This is a genomic window from Streptomyces sp. NPDC028910 (assembly GCF_055564955.1).
In genome coordinates this window covers 320,957-339,452 of the sequence record NZ_JBVHVF010000005.1, presented here as the reverse complement: position 1 = coordinate 339,452, position 18,496 = coordinate 320,957, and the positions used below count along the sequence as shown (strand labels likewise).

The window sequence follows — 18,496 nt, the reverse complement described above, 5'->3', positions numbered from 1 at the left end:
AGGGCCTCGTGGACCTGACCGACCTCGACCCCATCGACGGACTGAACGGCCTGCGGGTCAACGCCGTCACGCTGCACCTCAACCGGGCCTGGTCCACCCTGGAGTTCACGGCCGGTATCGACGACACCTCGCCCGTCGAGTCGGGGCGGATCTCCGTCGTCATCGACGACAAGCCCGCGCTCTTCAACGAGGAGGTCCGGCTCGGCAAGCCGGTCACCAAGACGGTGCAGGTCAAGGACGCGCTACGGCTGCGCATCCGTGTGGAGGACACCTGCGGCACCAAGGACGGTTACGTCGTCCTGGCCGCGCCCACCCTCAAGCGCTGACGCCGAAGGGCGCCCCGCACCGGTCTGCGTACCGGTACGGGGCGCCCTTCGACGCATACCCGACGAGGAGGCTCAGCCCTCGGTGACGCCCAGGCGCTCCAGGATGAGCTCCTTGACGCGCGCCGCGTCGGCCTGACCGCGGGTGGTCTTCATGACCGCCCCGACCAGGGCGCCGACGGCGGCGATCTTGCCGCCGCGGATCTTGTCCGCGATGGCCGCGTTGCCCGCGATGGCCTCGTCAACGGCCGCGCCGAGCGCGCCCTCGTCCGAGACGACCTTCAGGCCGCGCTTCTCGACGACCTCGTCCGGGGTGCCCTCGCCGGCGAGCACGCCTTCGAGGACCTTGCGGGCCAGCTTGTCGTTGAGCGAGCCGTCGGCGACCAGGGCCGCGACCCGGGCCACCTGCACCGGGGTGATCGGCAGCTCGTCGACGACGACGCCCTGCTCATTGGCGTTGCGGGCGAGCTCGCCCATCCACCACTTGCGCGCGGCGGCCGGGTCGGCACCCGCCTCGATCGTGGCGACGATGGAGTCCACCGCGCCCGCGTTGAGGATCGACTGCATGTCGTGCTCGGTGACGCCCCACTCCTCGCGGAGCCGGTTGCGGCGCACGCGCGGCATCTCGGGCAGGCCGGCGCGCAGCTCCTCGACCCAGTCGCGGGCCGGGGCCACGGGGACCAGGTCGGGCTCCGGGAAGTACCGGTAGTCCTCGGCGTTGTCCTTGATGCGGCCGGCCGTGGTGGAGCCGTCCTCCTCGTGGAAGTGCCGGGTCTCCTGCACCACCGCGAGGCCGCTGCGCAGCCGGGCCGCGTGCCGCTGGATCTCGAAGCGCGCGGCGCGCTCGACGGAGCGCAGCGAGTTGACGTTCTTGGTCTCCGAGCGGGTGCCGAAGGGGGCCTCGGGGTTCGGGCGCAGCGACAGGTTCACGTCGCAGCGCATCTGGCCCTTGTCCATGCGGGCCTCGGAGACGCCGAGCGCCTTGATGACCTCGCGCAGCTCGGCGACGTACGCCTTGGCGACCTCGGGGGCCCGCTCGCCCGCGCCCTCGATGGGCTTGGTGACGATCTCGATGAGCGGGATGCCGGCGCGGTTGTAGTCCAGCAGGGAGTGGGACGCGCCGTGGATACGGCCGGTGGCGCCGCCGACGTGCAGCGACTTGCCGGTGTCCTCTTCCATGTGGGCGCGCTCGATCTCCACGCGGAAGATCTCGCCGTCCTCCAGCTGGACGTCCAGGAAGCCGTTGAAGGCGATGGGCTCGTCGTACTGGGAGGTCTGGAAGTTCTTCGGCATGTCCGGATAGAAGTAGTTCTTCCGGGCGAAGCGGCACCACTCGGCGATCTCGCAGTTCAGCGCGAGGCCGATCTTGATGGCCGACTCGACGCCGATCGCGTTGACGACGGGCAGGGAGCCGGGCAGACCGAGGCAGGTCGGGCAGGTCTGCGAGTTGGGCTCGGCGCCCAGCTCGGTCGAACAGCCGCAGAACATCTTGGTCTTGGTGCCGAGCTCGACATGGACCTCGAGGCCCATGACGGGGTCGTACGAGGCGAGAGCGTCCTCGTACGACAGCAGTTCGGTGAAGGTGGTCACGGTGGAAATTTCCCTCTCAGCCCAGCAGGACGTCGTCGTCGCCCAGGCGCTTCAGCTCGCGGTACAGGATCGCGAGGCCGGTGACGATGGCGGCGGCGGACACGGCGGCGTCGATCAGCTTCAGCGTGTCGTGTTCGACGCGGGCCTTCTTGACCTGCTTGATCACGCTGAGCGCACCGAATGCGGTGGTGCCGATCGACAGGTAGGTGCCGGTCTTGGACTTCTTGAAGCCCTTGGCCTTGGACAGTGCACTGGTGCTCACAGCGACGGTGCCTCCTCGAGCAGCGGGTGACCCCAGCGTGCGACGAAGGCGGCCTCGACGGCCGCACCGACCTTGTAGAGCCGATCGTCCTTCATCGCGGGGGCGATGATCTGCAGCCCGACCGGGAGGCCGTCCTCCGGCGCCAGGCCGCAGGGGAGCGACATGGCGGAGTTGCCGGCGAGGTTGGTCGGGATGGTGCACAGGTCCGCGAGGTACATCGCCAGCGGGTCGTCGGTGCGCTCACCGATCGGGAAGGCGGTGGTCGGGGTCGTCGGGGAGACGATCACGTCGACCTGCTCGAAGGACTTCTCGAAGTCCTTCGTGATGAGCGTGCGGACCTTCTGGGCGGAGCCGTAGTACGCGTCGTAGTAGCCGGAGCTGAGCGCGTACGTGCCGAGGATGATGCGGCGCTTGACCTCGTCGCCGAAGCCGGCTTCGCGGGTCAGGGCGGTGACGTCCTCGGCGGACTTGGTGCCGTCGTCGCCGACGCGCAGGCCGTAGCGCATGGCGTCGAAGCGGGCCAGGTTCGAGGAGCACTCGGAGGGCGCGATCAGGTAGTACGCGGCCATCGCGAGGTCGAAGGACGGGCAGTCCAGCTCGACGATCTCGGCGCCGAGCTCGCCCAGGAGCTCCACCGCCTCGTTGAAGCGCTGGACGACACCGGCCTGGTAGCCCTCGCCCGCGAACTGCTTGACCACACCGACGCGCATGCCGGCGACCGAGCCGTTGCGGGCGGCCTCGACGACCGGCGGGACCGGGGCGTCGATGGAGGTGGAGTCGAGCGGGTCGTGGCCGGCGATCACCTCGTGCAGGAGCGCCGCGTCCAGGACCGTACGGGCGCAGGGCCCGCCCTGGTCGAGGGAGGAGGAGAAGGCGACCATGCCGTAGCGGGAGACGCCTCCGTACGTGGGCTTCACGCCGACCGTGCCCGTGACGGCGGCGGGCTGGCGGATGGAGCCGCCGGTGTCCGTGCCGATGGCGAGCGGGGCCTGGAAGGCTGCGAGGGCGGCGGCGGAGCCACCGCCGGAGCCGCCGGGGATCCGGGTGAGGTCCCAGGGGTTGCCGGTGGGCCCGTAGGCGCTGTTCTCCGTCGACGACCCCATGGCGAACTCGTCCATGTTGGTCTTGCCGAGGATGACGACGTCGGCTTCCTTGAGCTTGCGCGTCAGGGTGGCGTCGTAGGGCGGGATCCAGCCTTCGAGGATCTTCGAACCGACGGTGGTCGGGACCCCGACGGTGGTGAAGATGTCCTTGAGGGCGAGCGGTACGCCGGCCAGCGGGCCGAGCTTCTCGCCGGCCTCGCGCTTGGCGTCGACGGCGCGGGCCTGGGCGAGCGCGCCTTCACGGTCGACGTGGAGGAAGGCATGGACCTTCTCGTCGGTGGCGTCGATGCGGGCCAGGTGGGCCTCGGTCACCTCGACGGCCGTGAGCTCGCCCGAGGCGATCTTCTCGGCGGTCTCGGCGGCCGTGAGCTTGATGATGTCGACCATGGTTGTTAGTCCTCCCCCAGGATCTGCGGCACCTTGAAACGCTGCTGCTCCTGTGCAGGAGCACCGGAGAGCGCCTGCTCGGGGGTGAGCGACGGACGGACCTCGTCCGCGCGCATGACGTTCGTCAGCGGCAGCGGGTGGGAGGTCGGCGGGACGTCTTGGTCGGCGACCTCGGAAACGCGGGCGACCGCGCCGATGATGTCGTCGAGCTGTCCGGCGAAGTGGTCCAGCTCTTCGGCCTTGAGCTCCAGACGTGCCAGCCGAGCGAGGTGGGCGACCTCCTCGCGCGTGATGCCAGGCATGCAGCGATCCTCTGGGGGTTTCGAGTGTGTAGGTTTCAGGCCCAATCCTATGGGGCCAGGCGCCCGGCGAACGAAACGGTTTGCCCGGCGGGCGTCCAGGGCGCCGGTACGGGCACCCGCGCGAGCCCGCCGCGCGGGGCCTTCCGGGCGCCGCCCGGACCCGCGCCTCAATCGCCGGCGGGGCTCAAAGATCGGCGGGGCCGGAGTCGTCCTGCGGGCAATCCAACAGCACCGGGCCGACGGCATGAGCCAAGCCCCGCCGGCGATTGAGGCGCCGGACACCCCCTAGGGCGGAGCCCCGGCAGCGGCGGCGCGCCGTGGGGGCAGCCGCAGCCCGCGGAGCCCCGCGACCTCCGGCGGAGTCAGCCGGCGTCGGCCTCGGCGGCCGCGAGCTCGGCCGTGATGTCCGCCGGGCGGCGCCAGCCGCGCTCGCCACGGGCCAGCAGCCAGGCGGTGGCCTCCTGCGGCGGCATCGCGGCGGCGACCAGCCACCCCTGCACCGCGTCGCAGCCCAGGTCCCGCAGCCGCTCCCACGTCTCGTCGTCCTCCACGCCCTCGGCGACCACGAGCAGACCCAGCGAATGGGCGAGATCGACGGTGCAGCGCACGATCTCCGCGTCCTGCGCGTCGACCGCCAGCCGGCCCACGAAGGACCGGTCGATCTTCAGCTCGCTGACCGGCAGCCGGCGCAGGTGGACGAGCGAGGAGTAGCCGGTGCCGAAGTCGTCCAGGGACATCTTCACGCCGTGGCCCGTGAGCCCGGCCATGGTGTCCGCCGCCCGCTGGGGGTCCTCCAGCAGGACGTGCTCCGTTATCTCCAGCTGCAGGCCGCTGGCCGGGACCCCGTGGCGGGCCAGTCTCGCGGCCACCGCGCCCGCGAAGCCCGGGGTGTGGACGTCGCGCGGCGAGACGTTGACGGCCACCGGGACCTTCAGACCCTGGGCCCGCCAGCGCGCCACCTGGGCGAGGGCCGTCTCCAGGACGTACTCCGTCAGGTGCGGCATCAGCCCGGAGGTCTCGGCGATCGCGATGAACTCGTCCGGTGACACGCGCCCCCGTTCCGGATGGACCCACCGCACCAGGGCTTCGAGCCCCGCCACCTGGCCGTCGAAGCGGACCTTCGGCTGGTAGTGCAGTTCCACTTCACCGGCGTCGAGGGCCCGGCGGAGGTCGCCGAGGAGCCCGAGGCGGTCGGGCGTGTTGCTGTCCCGCTTGGACTCGTACACCTCCACGCCCGTACGGTCGCGCTTCGCCTGGTACATCGCCACGTCCGCACGGCGCAGCAGCCCCTCGGCGTCCAGCGCGTGGTCGGGGAAGACGGCGAGGCCGGCGCTGGCCTCCAGGACGAGCGTGAGTCCGTCCAGGTCGAGGGGGGAGCTGAGTTCCGCGACCAGGTGGCGGGCGATGCGCTGGGCGCTGGTGGTGGAGTCGGCGACGGGCAGCAGGACGGCGAACTCGTCGCCGCCGAGCCGGGCGGCCTCGGCGTCCTCGGGCAGGGCCTGGCGCAGCCGGTCGGCGATTTGGAGCAGCAGCCGGTCGCCCGCCAGATGGCCCAGGGTGTCGTTGACCGCGCGGAAGCGGTCCAGGTCGATCAGCACAAGAGCTGACCGGGTGCCCAAACGTTCAGCCTCGTCCAGGGCGGACCAGGCCCGCTCCAGCAGCCACTGCCGGTTCGGCAGCCCGGTCAGCGGATCCCGCAGCTGCTCCTCGGCGCGCGCCCGGGCGATCCACAGCGTGGAGTCCAGCGCGATCAGCGGTACGGCGAACAGCGGCAGCAGCACCGGCTGCGTGACGGCGACGACGCAGATCAGCGGGGCGATGCCGAGCAGCGCGACGGCCACTAAGGCCTGCCGGAGCAGGGCGGTCCGGGCGACGGTGGGCAGGCCGCCGCCGCGCGGGGCCAGCGAGATCCAGAGCAGGACGCGGGTGACGAGCAGATAGGCGACGGCGACGAGGATGACCTCGGGGACCGCCTCCAGCCCCCAGCTGGTGGGCAGCCAGGGGGTCTCGACGGAGGGCGCCACGCCGAAGGCACCGAGTACGAGGGCCCCGGCGCCGATGCCGAGGATGTCCACGGAGCCGTGCAGCAGCCCCTGCCGCCAGCGGTGCCGGCGCGCGGCCCCGACCAGGGTGACCACCGCCAGCGAGACCAGTCCCGCGGGCACCCACCCGTAGAGGAGGAGCACGCCGAGGGTGAGCGCGGCGCCCGATCCGGTGCCGCCCCACCAGCGGTCGCGGCCGAGCGCGACCAGGTGGCCGACGATGATGCCGGTGAGGAGGGCGAGCGCCCAGCCGACCGGCCCGCCGGGGAACAGCGCATGACGACCGCTCAGCGCGGAGAAGATGCCGGCCGCGAGCACCACGGCGGAGAGGCCCACGACGAGGTGGGGCAGCACTCCGCGCCGCCCCTGTCCGCCCGCGCCGGTGTCGATCGGTCGGGTCTCCGGTGTCCTGGTGCCCAGGACACCGAGCCTGCCCGCCCGGATGGACGGGAGTTCCCCGCCGAATTCAGGTGACGGGTCGGCGCTTTCGGTGGGTTTCATGCCCGTACCTCTCACAGCCGGCGATGCCGATGTCACACGATGGCCCCGATGTCATGCCACCACGGCCGACATCGCGTCCCGCAGCCGCGCACGACAGGCGCACCCCTCAACAGTAGGACGCGGGAGGCTCCCAGGGGCAGCGGTCGGCAGTGGTTGCCCGAATGCGACCCAGCCATCCTCATCAGTACGGTATCCGCCGAACGGGTGAGTTTGGACCAGGCACCCCCCGTCACCCCTCCGATGATCCGACAGGTCACCGGCCTGCGACCAGCCTTGTACCAGCCGTTTACCACCGTCCGCCGCGCCGGGCGTGCGCCCGCCCGTACGGCCGCACGCCACGCATCCGTTCGCCTTCGCTACTCCCCCTCGGCGATCCCCCTCTTGGTATTTACTCCCCTTCGCCCTCGCCGTCCACCGGGAGCGCGACGTCCCGCGCCGCGTCCGGGCCCTGCTCCAGCAGCACCGCGAAGCCGGCGTCGTCGAGGACGGGCAGCTTCAACTGCACGGCCTTGTCGTACTTCGAGCCCGGGTTGTCCCCGACCACGACGAACGAGGTCTTCTTCGACACGGAGCCGGTGACCTTGGCGCCGCGGCTCTGCAGTGCCTCCTTGGCGCCGTCCCGCGTGTGGCTCTGCAAAGTGCCGGTGACGACGACGGTGAGCCCTTCCAGCGGGCGCGGACCCTCCTCCTCGCCGGAACCTTCCTCCTCCATCCGGACCCCGGCTTCCCGCCACTTGCGCAGGATCTCCTGGTGCCAGTCGACGGCGAACCATTCCTTGAGGGAGCGGGCGATGATCGCGCCGACCCCGTCCGTCGCCGTCAGTTCCTCCTCGGTGGCCTGCTCGATGCGCTCGATCGACCGGAACTCGCGGGCGAGCGCCTCCGCCGCGACCGGTCCGACGTGACGGATCGACAGGCCGTTGATGATGCGGGCGAGCGGGCGCTGCTTGGCGGCCGCGATGTTCTCCAGCATCGCCAGGGCGTTCTTCTTCGGCTCGCCCTTCTGGTTGGCGAAGACCGTGACGATCTTCTCCTCGCCCGTCTTCGGGTCCCGCTTGGGCAGCCCGCTGTCGGGGTCCAGGACGTACGCCTTGATGGGCAGCAGCTGCTCGATGGTGAGGCCGAAGAGGTCGCCCTCGTCCAGCAGGGGCGGCTGGGCCGGCTCCAGCGGGGCGGTCAGCGCGGCGGCCGCCACCATGCCGAAGTTCTCGATGTCCAGGGACTGCCGGCCCGCCAGGTAGAAGAGCCGCTCGCGCAACTGGGCGGGGCAGGTCTGGGCGTTGGGGCACCGGACGTCGATGTCCCCCTCCTTCATCGGCCGCAGCGCCGTCCCGCAGGCGGGGCACTCGGCGGGCATCACGAACTCCCGCTCGCTGCCGTCCCGCAGATCCACCACCGGCCCGAGGATCTCGGGGATGACATCGCCCGCCTTGCGCAGCACCACGGTGTCCCCGATGAGCACGCCCTTGGCCTTGACGACCTCCTGGTTGTGCAGCGTCGCGAACTCGACCTCGGAGCCGGCCACCGTCACGGGCTCCACCTGCGCGTACGGGGTCACGCGCCCGGTGCGGCCGACGCCGACCTTGATGTCGATGAGCTTGGTGTTGACCTCTTCGGGGGCGTACTTCCAGGCGATCGCCCAGCGCGGGGCGCGGGCGGTGGAGCCGAGGCGGCCCTGGAGGCCGATCTCGTCGACCTTGACGACCACGCCGTCGATCTCGTGCTCCACCGAGTGCCGGTGTTCGCCGTAGTACGCGATGAACTCGCGGACCTCGGCGAGCGAGGAGAGCACCGTGGCGTGGGCGGCGGTGGGCAGGCCCCACTCGTGCAGCAGCTCGTACGCCTGCGACTGGCGCTCGATCTCCAGGCCCTCGCGCGCGCCGATGCCGTGCACCACCATGTGCAGCGGGCGCGTGGCGGTGATCTTCGGGTCCTTCTGGCGCAGCGAACCGGCCGCCGCGTTGCGCGGGTTGGCGAAGGGCTTGCCCTCCGTCTCCACGAGCCGCGCGTTGAGCTCCTCGAACTTCTCCATCGGGAAGTAGACCTCGCCGCGGATCTCCACCAGGGCCGGGATCCGGTCGCCCTTGAGACGGTCCGGGATCTCCTTGATCGTGCGGACGTTGGGCGTGATGTCCTCGCCGGTGCGGCCGTCGCCGCGGGTGGCGGCGCGGGTCAGCCGGCCGTTCTCGTAGGTGAGATTGACGGCGAGGCCGTCCACCTTCAGCTCGCACAGGTAGTGGTAGTCCGAGGTGTTCACGTCCCGGGCCACCCGCTCGGCCCAGGCGGCCAGTTCCTCGTCGTCGAAGGCGTTGTCGAGGGAGAGCATCCGCTCCCGGTGCTGGACCGAGGCGAAGTCGGTCTCGTACGCCCCGGCCACCTTCTGGGTGGGCGAGTCGGGCGTGCGCAGCTCCGGGTACTGCTCCTCCAGCGCCTCCAGCGAGCGCAGCAGCTTGTCGAACTCGGCGTCGCTGACGATCGGCTGGTCGTTCACGTAGTACCGGAAGCGGTGCTCCTCGACCTGCTCGGCCAGCAGCTGGTGCTGCTCACGCACCGCCGCCGGTACTGCCGTGTCCTGCTGTTCGGCTGCCATGCCGTGTCCTCCCGTGGCCCGTCCTCGACCGTCACTCAGGGTTGTCGGCGAGCGACCTCGCCGCCCTGACGCAATGCGCCTGCACCGCGCGGGCGTATGCGGGTGAAGCGCCCGCCAGACCGCACGACGGGGTGACCACGACGGACTCCGCCAGAGTCCCCGGGGCCAGCCCCAGCCTGCGCCAAAGCTTCCTGACACCCATGACGCTACCGGCAGGGTCCGACAACGGAGCATCGGTGCCCGGCACCACTCCGGCGAAGAGTTTCGTACCGCCTTCGACGGCCTCTCCGACGGCGTCGTCCTCGCGCTCGGTGAGCAGGGAGAAATCGAACGACACGCCCGTGGCGCCGGCTCGCCGCAGCAGGCCGAAGGGGACCTCGGGCGCGCAGGAGTGCACGACGACGTCCCCGCCGTGGACGGCGAACAGCTCGCGCAGCGTGCCTTCGACGACCTGCCGGTCGACGGCGCGGTAGGTGCGGTAGCCGCTGGCGGACCGCACTCGGCCGAGCAGTACGGCGGTCAGGGACGGCTCGTCGAACTGCAGGACGATGTCGGCGCCGGGGATCCGCTTGCGTACGTCGGCCAGGTGCTCGCGCAGGCCCTCGGCCAGCGATCCCGCCAGGTCCCGGCAGGCGCCCGCGTCCTGGAGCATGGCCTCACCGCCGTGCAGCTCCAGGGCGGTGGCGAGCGTCCACGGCCCGACGGCCTGGATCTTGAGCTTCCCCGTGTACCCCTGGGTGAACTCCTCCAGCGCGTCCAGGTCCTCCCCGAGCCAGGACCGGGCCCGCTTGGAGTCCCGTCCCGGGCGGTCGCTGATCCGCCAGCCGCTGGGCTCCACGTGGGCGTACATGTCGACGAGCAGTCCGAGGGAGCGGCCGATCATGTCCGCGCCGGGCCCGCGGGCGGGCAGCTCGGCGAGGTACGGGAAGTCCTCGAAGGACCCGGTGACGGTCTTCGCGGCCTCGCGGGCGTCGCCGCCGGGCAGCGAACCGATGCCGGTGGCGCCCGCGCTCATCGGCCGGGCCTTACGGTCAGGTCGTTGACCTCGGCGTCGCGGGGCAGGTCGATGGCCATGACGATGGTCGTCGCGACGGACTCGGGGTCGATCCAGTCGGCGGGGTCGTACTCCTTGCCCTCCTGGGAGTGCACCTTGGCCTGCATGGGGCTGGCGGTGCGGCCCGGGTAGACGGAGGTGACGCGGATCCCGTTGCCCTTCTCCTCCTCCCGCAGCGAGTCGGCGAGGGCCTTGAGCCCGTGCTTGGAGGCGGCGTACGCGCTCCAGTCGGCGTGGGCGTGGAGGCCGGCGCCGGAGTTCACGAAGACGATGTCCGCCTGCGAGGCCCGCAGGGTGGGCAGCAGCAGCCGGGTGACCTCGGCGGGGGCGATCAGGTTCACGTTGAGCTGCTGGTGCCAGGTCTTGGGCCGGAGGTCCCCCACCGGTCCGAGGTCCACGATCCCGGCGATGTGCAGGAGCGAGTCGATCCGCTCCGGAACGGCCTGCTTGGAGAAGGCCCACGAGAGCCGGTCGGGGTCGGCGAGGTCGCCGACGAGGGCCGCGGAGCCGGGGTAGCGGTCGACGAGCTGGCGGGCGCGGCCGGCGTCGCGGGCGAGCAGGACGAGGTCGTCGCCGCGGGCGTGCAGCCGGGCCGCGACGGCGGCGCCGATGCCGGAGCCGGCGCCGGTGATCAGGTGAGTAGCCATACGGCCCATGCTCGCACCATGCCGGGCTCCGGCGGCAGCGCGGTCCAGTGGTCCAGTGGTCCGGGGCTGGTCCCGTACGTCGGCCGGCGCGGCGCCGCTGCCGGGGGCCGGCCCCCGGACCCCCGCGCCTCAAACGCCGGCGAGGCCGAATGGGTCAGAGCCCAGCGGCCTCGCGCAGGGCCGCGGCCGTCTTCCTGGCGTCGTAGTCGGCCGGGACGCCCTCGACCAGGATGGCCTCACCGGCGAGGTGGTCGGTGCGCAGCGGGAGGATGGCCTGGTAGGCGTCGGAGGCGTACCAGGCACGCGCCCGGTCGATGTCCGGGAAGCCGATCATGACGACCGTGCCGGGGAAGGGGCCCTCCAGGACCTCGACCTCCTTGCCGTGCACGAGGAAGCGGCCTTCGAAGGGCTCCATGGTCGACTGGATCCGCTCGATGTACTCCAGGATGTCCGCGTTCATGGTCGTGGTCCGGATGTGGGCGATTGCGTACGCGGTCATGATCTTCTCCCCGTCAACGGGCCCGCCCGTGCGGGCCGTTGATGCGATCATGGCAGAGGCCGGCCGCGCCGGCGATTACCTCCGAGGTCATGCGGGGGCGGGCTGGAAGGTGCGGCGGTAGGCGATCGGGGAGACACCGAGCGCGGAACGCATGTGCTGGCGCAGCGAGCCCGCGGAGCCGAAGCCGGCCCGGTGGGCGACCAGGTCGACCGGGAGGTCACTGGACTCCAGCAAGTGGCGGGCGATCTCCAGCCGTTGGGCAGTGAGCCACTGCACCGGGGTCATCCCGACCTCGTCGCGGAAGCGCCGGGAGAAGGTGCGCAGACTCATCCGGGCGTGCGCGGCCAGCTCGGCGAGCGCGATCGGCTCGCCGAGGCGTTCGAGGGCCCAGGCGCGGGTGGCGGTCGTGGTGGCGATGGTGGGTTCGGGCACGGGCCGGTCGATGTACTGGGCCTGCCCGCCGTCGCGCCACGGCGGGACCACGCACAGCCGCGCGGCGCGGTTGGCGACGGCCGAGCCGTGGTCCTGGCGGATCAGGTACAGGCAGAGGTCGACGCCCGCGGCCACGCCCGCGGAGGTGAGGATGTCGCCGTCGTCGACGAAGAGGACCTCCTCGTCGAGTCGGACGCGCGGGAAGCCCCGCTGGAACTCGGGCGCGTGCATCCAGTGCGTGGTGGCGGGCCGGCCGTCGAGCAGCCCGGCGGCGGCGAGGACGTAGGAGCCGGTGCAGAGGGAGACCAGCCGGGTGCCGGGCCGGATCGCGGCGAGTGCGTCGGTCAGTGGCCGCGGCAGGGGCGCGCCCTGCGCGAGCTCGTCCATGGCGTGCGTGGGCGTGATGATCACGGTATCGGCCGCGGCGAGGGCCTCGGGGCCCGCCGAGACGCCCACGGTGAAGCCCGCGTCGCTGGTCACGGGCAGGCCGTCGGCGGTGCAGACGGTGAGCTCGTAGAGCCGGTGGCCGGCGTCGTCGTAGGCGTTGCCGAAGACCCGGGAGGGGATCCCGAGCTCGAACGGGGGGACGCCTTCGAGGGCCAGTACTGCGATCCGGTGCATGGCCAGATCCTGACACATGGTGGCCGTCCGGCCAACACCATGGCCCGGTTCCGGCGCCGAAGCTGGTTCCACAGCAGCACCGGACACACCTGAGGAGAAACACATGCGCGCCGTCGTCGTCAGCCAGTGGGGCGGACCGGAGGTCCTGACCGAGACCGAGCTGGAGCGGCCGGAGCCGGCCATGGGCGAGATCCTGGTACGGGTCCACGCGGCCGGGGTGAACCCCGTCGACTGGAAGACCCGGGCCTCCGGCGCCCTGATCCCCTGGGGGCCGGTCCCGGCCGTCGGCTGGGACGTGTCCGGCACGGTCGAGGCCGTCGGCCCCGGCGTGACGCTGTTCCAGCCGGGCGACGAGGTCTTCGGCATGCCGCGCTTCCCGGCCCAGGCGGGCGGCTACGCCGAGTACGTCACGGCCACCGCCCGGCACTTCGCCCGCAAGCCCGCCGCCGTCGACCACGTCCAGGCCGCCGCCCTCCCGCTGGCCGCGCTCACCGCGTGGCAGGCGCTGACCGACACCGCGGGCCTGCGGGCCGGACAGCGGGTGCTCGTGCACGCGGCCGCCGGCGGGGTGGGCCACTTCGCCGTCCAGATCGCCAAGGCGCTCGGCGCGTACGTGATCGGGACCGCCAGCGCCGCCAAGCACGACGTGCTCCGCTCGCTCGGGGCCGACGAGACGATCGACTACCGCACCACCGACTTCGAGGACGCGGTCTCCGAGGTCGACGTCGTGATCGACGCCATCGGCGGCGACTACGGGGCCCGCTCCCTGAAGGTGCTGCGCCCGGGCGGACACCTGATCACCCTGAACGGTCCCGACGACGTGCCGGCCGGGGCCGAGGGCTTCCGCACCGGCTGGACCCTCGTCGAGCCGGACTACGCGGGCCTGAAGGCCATCGCCGCCCTGGTCGCGGAGGGCAAGCTGCGCCCGGTCATCGACACGGTGCTGCCGCTGGAGCAGGCCGTGAAGGCCCACGAGCTCGGCGAGCGGGGCCGCACCACCGGCAAGATCGTCCTGACGGTGGTCTAAGCGGAGGCGGAGGCGGAGGAGGACGCGGTGGTGGCCCGGGTGGTCGTCGCGATGGTGGCCGAGCCGACCACGCGGGTGCCGTCGTAGAGCACGATCGCCTGGCCGGGGGCCACGCCGCGGACGGGCTCGGTGAAGGAGACGCGCAGCTCGCCGTCCACGAGCTCGGCGAAGACCTCGGTCTCGCCGCCGTGGGCGCGCAGCTGGGCGGTGTAGGTGCCCGGGGCGGCGGCCGTGGAGCCGCACCAGCGGGGGCGGATCGCGGTGAGGGCGGTGACGTCGAGGGCCTCGACGGGGCCGACGGTGACGGTGTTGTTCACCGGGGAGATGTCGAGGACGTAGCGCGGCTTGCCGTCGGCGGCCGGGTGGCCGATGCGCAGGCCCTTGCGCTGGCCGATGGTGAAGCCGAAGGCTCCCTCGTGGGTGCCGACCTTCTCGCCGGTCTCGTCGACGATGTCGCCCTCGGCCTTTCCGAGGCGGTGCGCGAGGAAGCCCTGGGTGTCGCCGTCGGCGATGAAGCAGATGTCGTGGCTGTCGGGCTTCTTCGCCACGGCCAGGCCCCGCTGCTCGGCCTCGGCGCGGATCTCTTCCTTGGTGGTGAGGGTGTCACCGAGCGGGAAGAGGGCGTGGGCGAGCTGCTTCTCGTCCAGGACACCGAGGACGTACGACTGGTCCTTGGCCATGTCGGAGGCGCGGTGCAGCTCGCGGGAGCCGTCCTCGTTCACGACGACGGTGGCGTAGTGGCCGGTGCAGACGGCGTCGAAGCCGAGGGCGAGGGCCTTGTCGAGCAGCGCCGCGAACTTGATCTTCTCGTTGCAGCGCAGGCAGGGGTTCGGGGTGCGCCCGGCCTCGTACTCGGAGATGAAGTCCTCGACCACGTCCTCGCGGAAGCGCTCGGCCAGGTCCCAGACGTAGAACGGGATGCCGATGACGTCGGCGGCGCGGCGGGCGTCGCGGGAGTCCTCGATGGTGCAGCAGCCGCGAGCGCCGGTCCGGAAGGACTGCGGGTTCGCGGAGAGCGCGAGGTGGACGCCGGTCACGTCGTGCCCGGCTTCGACCGCACGGGCGGCTGCGACGGCGGAGTCCACGCCGCCGGACATGGCGGCCAGGACGCGAAGGGGGCGGGCGGTGCGCGGCAGGTTCTCAGTCATAGCACCCTCCAGAGTACGGGGGAACCGGGCGGGGTCACAGCGCGTTATCGGGTACGGGGGGTGGATCACATGGTCGAGCAGGGGAAGAAGGCGAAGAAGCCGCCGGGCCGGACCCGCAGGGCGGTGCTCTTCGGAGGGCTCGGGATCTTCACGGTGGCGGCGATCGCCGGCCGGGAGGAGATCAGCCGTGCCTGGTGGCTGCTGCCGGGGGTGGCCAAGCCGCGCAAGGAGGGTGAGCTCGACCACGCGGGCGCGAGCTGGACGGCGGCCTCACCGGCGAACTGGCGGATGGCGGACCGGCCGGACGACTACCGGGTGGACCGGATCGTCGTCCATGTCACCCAGGGCGGCTTCGCCTCCTCGGTGGACGCCTTCAAGAATCCGTGGCACAAGGCCTCGGCGCACTACATAGTGCGCGGGGACGGCCATGTGGAGCAGATGGTGCGCGAGCTGGACGTGGCCTTCCACGCGGGCAACCGCTCGATGAACGAGCGCAGCGTCGGCATCGAGCACGTCGGGTTCGTGGACCGCCCGCAGGACTTCACGGACGCGATGTACGCGGCCTCGGCCCGGCTGGCGGCCGACGTCTGCCGCCGGTACGGCATACCGGCGGACCGGAGCCACATCGTCGGGCACTCGGAGGTGCCGGGCGCCGACCACACGGACCCGGGCCGCCACTGGGACTGGAAGCGGTACATAGGCATGATCCGGGCCGAGCTCGACGGAACGGCGCCCGGCGCGGGCCGCGCCTGATCCGGCCTGATCGGCAGGACACCGCCCCGGACACCCCCTAGCTGAGGCCCGCCGTGCGGGCGCGTTCGACTGCGGGGCCGATGGCCGCGGCCAGGGCCGCGACGTCCTCCTTCGTGGAGGTGTGGCCGAGGGAGAAGCGCAGGGTGCCGCGGGCCAGCTGCGGGTCGGTGCCGGTGGCCAGCAGGACGTGGCTCGGCTGGGCCACGCCGGCGGTGCACGCGGAGCCGGTGGAGCATTCGATGCCCTGGGCGTCGAGCAGGAGCAGCAGGGAGTCGCCCTCGCAGCCGGGGAAGCTGAAGTGGGCATTGGCCGGAAGCCGCTCGTCGGGGTCTCCCCCGAGGACGGCGTCGGGCACGGCCGCGCGGACGGCGGCGACCAGTTCGTCGCGCAGGGCGCCGATCTCGGTGGCGAACCGTTCCCGCCGCTCGGCGGCGACGACGGCGGCCACCGCGAAGGCGGCGACGGCCGGCACGTCGAGGGTGCCGGAGCGGACGTGCCGCTCCTGGCCGCCGCCGTGCAGGACGGGGACGGGGGTCTGGTCGCGGCCCAGGAGCAGCGCTCCGATGCCGTAGGGGCCGCCGATCTTGTGGCCGCTGACGGTCATGGCGGCGAGGCCGCTGTCGCCGAAGTGGACGTCGAGCTGCCCGAAGGCCTGGACGGCGTCGGAGTGCAGCGGGATCCCGAACTCCCCGGCGATGGAGGCCAGTTCGTGGACCGGCATGATGGTGCCGATCTCGTTGTTGGCCCACATGACGGTGGCCAGGGCCACGTCGTCCGGGTTCCGCTCGACGGCTTCCCGGAAGGCGTCGGCGTGCACGCGCCCGTAATGGTCCACGGGCAGGTACTCGACCTGCGCGCCCTCGTGTTCGGCGAGCCAGTGGACGGCGTCGAGCACGGCGTGGTGCTCGACGGGGCTGGCGAGGACCCGGGTCCGGGCGGGGTCGGCGTTGCGCCGGGCCCAGTAGAGGCCCTTGACCGCGAGATTGTCGGCCTCCGTGCCGCCGGCGGTGAAGACCACCTCGCTGGGGCGGGCGCCGACCGCCTCGGCGAAGGCCTCTCGGGCCTCCTCGACGGTACGGCGGGCCCGGCGGCCGGCGGCGTGCAGGGAGGACGCGTTGCCCGTGGCGGCGAACTGCGCGGTCATCGCCGCGGCGGCCTCCGGCAGCATCGGTGTGGTGGCGGCGTGGTCGAGGTAGGCCATGATCCCTCGATTCTACGAGTCGGCTGTGCCGTCCCGTGCCGTGTCCCTGCGGGGGCTTGCCGGGGGGCCGCTGCGCGGAGCCGGCCCCCGCCCCGCCCCTTCTCCGTTTCCCGGGCTCCGCCCGGCTCCGCGCCTCAAACGCCGGCGGGGCTTGAGCAGCAGGCTCCGCCCGGACCCGCGCCTCAAAACGCCGGCGGGGCTTGAGCAGCCCCAGCGTCAGCCGCGGGGGGCGCGGGCCAGTTGGCGGGACTGGGCTACCAGGTGGTCCGCCGAGTCCCAGACCTCGGCGTCCTCCTCCAGGAAGCCGCCGGCCAGGTTGCGGGTGGTGATGGCGATCCGCAGCGGGCCCGGGGCCGGGCGGCGGCGGATGTGGGTGGTGAGCTCCACCGTCGGGGCCCAGCCGATCAGGCCCAGGTCGAAGGCGGTGGGCGGCAGCGCGTCCACCGCCAGCAGCATGGACAGCGGGTCGGCGTCGCGGCCGTCGGCCAGCTCGAACCAGGCCCGCATCTCGCCCTTGCCCGACGGCGCGCCGACGGCCCAGCCCGCGGTCGCGGGGTCCAGCCGCAGCCGGAGCCGGTCGACGATCGCGGAGCTGCCCGGGATCGGGGCCGGGCCGGCTTCGGGGCCGAGGCAGTCCTCGTAGGGCGGCATCACGGGCGGCAGGGCCACCGTGCGTACGTCGTCCGGCAGGGAGGAGAGGTCGCCGTAGGAAGCGAGGACGCGGATGCGCTCGACCTCGGCGCCGTTCTCGTCGTACTGGAACAGCGAGGCCTGGCCGGTGGAGAGGGTGCGGCCGACCCGTACGACCTGCGTACGGATCACGGCGGGGCCGGGCACGGAGGAGGTCAGGTAGTGCGCGGAGACGGTGAAGGGGTCCGGGTGCGGGAGGGCCGCCGACAGGGCCCGGCCGACCAGGGCCAGCAGGTAGCCGCCGTTGACGGCGGTGATGATCGTCCATCCGGCGGAGAGCTCGGCGTCGTACACCCCCGGCTCGCCCGCGCGCGCGGTGATCGTGGTGTCGCGGTCGAACTCGCTGTCGCCGATGGTTGCCTGGGCAGCTGCGTGTGACATGAAAGCGACGGTACACCGCGAAGCTACTAAGCGGTAGCTTTCTTTTGTTACGGCTCCTCGGACACAGACGACCGCCGGTTCCAGGCCAGCGGTGCCCGCCAGTGGTAGCGCATGGCGAGGAGACGCAGGACGAAGGTGGTGACGATCGCCAGGCCGGTGGTGATGCCGTTGAGGATGTCGAGGCCGATGAAGACGGCGACCATCGAGGCGCCGACGACGGCGGGGACGGCGTACATCTCGCGGTCGCGCAGCAGCGAGGGCACCTCGTTGACGAGTACGTCGCGCAGTACGCCCCCTCCGACGGCGGTGGCCAGGCCGAGGGCGGCGGAGGCGGTGAGGCCGAGTCCGTACTCGTACGCCTTGGTCGTGCCGGTCACGCAGAACAGTCCGAGGCCGGCCGCGTCGAAGACGTTGATGGCGCGGTTGATCCGCTGGACCTCGGGGTGCAGGAAGAAGACGATCGCGGCGGCGATCAGCGGGGTGAGGAAGAAGCTGAGCTCGCCGAAGGCGGCGGGCGGGACGGCGCCGATGACGAGGTCGCGGAAGAGGCCGCCGCCGAGGGCCGTGACCAGGGCGAGGACCACGATGCCGAAGACGTCGAAGTTCTTGCGGACGGCGAGCAGGGCGCCTGCGGTGGCGAAGACGAAGATGCCGGCGAGGTCCAGGGCATGCTGGATCCCGGGCGGGAAGAGATCGTGGAGCACTGGCTCATTGTCGCCCCTTGGCTCCCGCCGGGGTGACGGAGCCTCTTGGCTCCCGCCGGGGTGGAGGCTCGGGCTGGCCGGGGCCGGGGCCGGGGCGGGGGCGGGGTCCAGGACTCGGGGCTCCGCCCCGGACCCCGCGCCTCAATCGCCGGCGGGGCTGGAAGTGTGCGGCGTGGGTGCGCCCGCTCGCGGGGCTCCGCCCCGGACCCCGCGCCTCAAACGCCGGCGGGGCTGGATTG

General features: G+C 72.3%; 17 protein-coding genes. 3 read left to right on the top strand and 14 right to left on the bottom strand.

All coding sequences use genetic code 11. The features are described 5' to 3' along the window. Positions 1-8: 8 nt before the first annotated feature. Positions 9-326: an NPCBM/NEW2 domain-containing protein gene (locus tag ACZ4TV_RS10475; protein WP_468132806.1), complete on the top strand. Its 318-nt coding sequence runs from the start codon at positions 9-11 to the stop codon at positions 324-326. Between the two features lie 72 nt (positions 327-398). On the opposite strand, the gene gatB is transcribed toward ACZ4TV_RS10475, so the two are convergent. The 10 genes from gatB to ACZ4TV_RS10425 form a co-directional block, all read right to left on the bottom strand. Beyond that, positions 399-1,913: an Asp-tRNA(Asn)/Glu-tRNA(Gln) amidotransferase subunit GatB gene (gatB, locus tag ACZ4TV_RS10470; protein ID WP_468132804.1), complete on the bottom strand. Its 1,515-nt coding sequence runs from the start codon at positions 1,911-1,913 to the stop codon at positions 399-401. Between the two features lie 16 nt (positions 1,914-1,929). After that, positions 1,930-2,175: a hypothetical protein gene (locus ACZ4TV_RS10465; protein WP_356878288.1), complete on the bottom strand. Its 246-nt coding sequence runs from the start codon at positions 2,173-2,175 to the stop codon at positions 1,930-1,932. After that, entirely contained in the window at positions 2,172-3,665 is a 1,494-nt protein-coding gene (gene gatA / locus ACZ4TV_RS10460; protein WP_468132802.1) for an Asp-tRNA(Asn)/Glu-tRNA(Gln) amidotransferase subunit GatA, read from the bottom strand. Before gatA ends, ACZ4TV_RS10465 begins: the two co-directional genes overlap by 4 nt. Positions 3,666-3,670: 5 nt before the next feature. After that, a complete protein-coding gene (gene gatC, locus ACZ4TV_RS10455) occupies positions 3,671-3,967 on the bottom strand; it encodes an Asp-tRNA(Asn)/Glu-tRNA(Gln) amidotransferase subunit GatC (RefSeq protein ID WP_010984178.1) in 297 nt (98 codons plus the stop codon). A 362-nt stretch (positions 3,968-4,329) separates the two neighbouring features. Continuing rightward, entirely contained in the window at positions 4,330-6,510 is a 2,181-nt protein-coding gene (locus ACZ4TV_RS10450; RefSeq protein ID WP_468132800.1) for a putative bifunctional diguanylate cyclase/phosphodiesterase, read from the bottom strand. Positions 6,511-6,898: 388 nt separating this feature from the next. Then, positions 6,899-9,100, bottom strand: coding sequence for an NAD-dependent DNA ligase LigA (gene ligA, locus ACZ4TV_RS10445; RefSeq protein WP_468132798.1), 2,202 nt, complete (start codon positions 9,098-9,100; stop codon positions 6,899-6,901). Positions 9,101-9,131: 31 nt separating this feature from the next. Further along, on the bottom strand, positions 9,132-10,115 hold the full coding sequence (locus ACZ4TV_RS10440) for a methionine synthase (protein ID WP_468132796.1): 984 nt from the start codon (positions 10,113-10,115) through the stop codon (positions 9,132-9,134). Continuing rightward, the gene (locus ACZ4TV_RS10435) at positions 10,112-10,801 is read right to left on the bottom strand and encodes an SDR family oxidoreductase (RefSeq protein ID WP_468132794.1); all 690 of its coding nucleotides are present in this window, start codon (positions 10,799-10,801) and stop codon (positions 10,112-10,114) included. Before ACZ4TV_RS10435 ends, ACZ4TV_RS10440 begins: the two co-directional genes overlap by 4 nt. 154 nt (positions 10,802-10,955) lie before the next feature. Continuing rightward, complete coding sequence (locus ACZ4TV_RS10430; RefSeq protein ID WP_468132792.1) at positions 10,956-11,300, bottom strand: DUF1330 domain-containing protein; 345 nt, start codon at positions 11,298-11,300, stop codon at positions 10,956-10,958. An 87-nt stretch (positions 11,301-11,387) separates the two neighbouring features. Beyond that, entirely contained in the window at positions 11,388-12,353 is a 966-nt protein-coding gene (locus tag ACZ4TV_RS10425; protein ID WP_468132790.1) for a GlxA family transcriptional regulator, read from the bottom strand. A 103-nt stretch (positions 12,354-12,456) separates the two neighbouring features. Here ACZ4TV_RS10425 and ACZ4TV_RS10420 point away from each other — a divergent pair, with 103 nt between their 5' ends. Continuing rightward, entirely contained in the window at positions 12,457-13,380 is a 924-nt protein-coding gene (locus ACZ4TV_RS10420) for an NADP-dependent oxidoreductase (RefSeq protein WP_468132788.1), read from the top strand. On the opposite strand, the gene mnmA is transcribed toward ACZ4TV_RS10420, so the two are convergent. Beyond that, positions 13,377-14,528 (bottom strand): tRNA 2-thiouridine(34) synthase MnmA, encoded by a 1,152-nt coding sequence (gene mnmA / locus ACZ4TV_RS10415; protein ID WP_468132786.1) that lies wholly within the window; start codon positions 14,526-14,528, stop codon positions 13,377-13,379. The two genes, ACZ4TV_RS10420 and mnmA, sit on opposite strands and share 4 nt — an antisense overlap. 69 nt (positions 14,529-14,597) lie before the next feature. On the opposite strand from mnmA, the gene ACZ4TV_RS10410 reads away from it, so the two are divergent. After that, positions 14,598-15,281 (top strand): N-acetylmuramoyl-L-alanine amidase, encoded by a 684-nt coding sequence (locus ACZ4TV_RS10410; RefSeq protein WP_468132784.1) that lies wholly within the window; start codon positions 14,598-14,600, stop codon positions 15,279-15,281. Positions 15,282-15,318: 37 nt separating this feature from the next. Here the strand turns inward: ACZ4TV_RS10410 and ACZ4TV_RS10405 are convergent, their stop codons facing one another. From ACZ4TV_RS10405 to ACZ4TV_RS10395, 3 genes are all read right to left on the bottom strand, one after another. Then, positions 15,319-16,482 (bottom strand): cysteine desulfurase family protein, encoded by a 1,164-nt coding sequence (locus ACZ4TV_RS10405; RefSeq protein ID WP_468132782.1) that lies wholly within the window; start codon positions 16,480-16,482, stop codon positions 15,319-15,321. Between the two features lie 216 nt (positions 16,483-16,698). Then, a complete protein-coding gene (locus ACZ4TV_RS10400) occupies positions 16,699-17,553 on the bottom strand; it encodes a thioesterase family protein (protein ID WP_468132780.1) in 855 nt (284 codons plus the stop codon). Positions 17,554-17,600: 47 nt separating this feature from the next. After that, positions 17,601-18,257 (bottom strand): trimeric intracellular cation channel family protein, encoded by a 657-nt coding sequence (locus tag ACZ4TV_RS10395; protein WP_468132778.1) that lies wholly within the window; start codon positions 18,255-18,257, stop codon positions 17,601-17,603. Positions 18,258-18,496 lie beyond the last annotated feature (239 nt).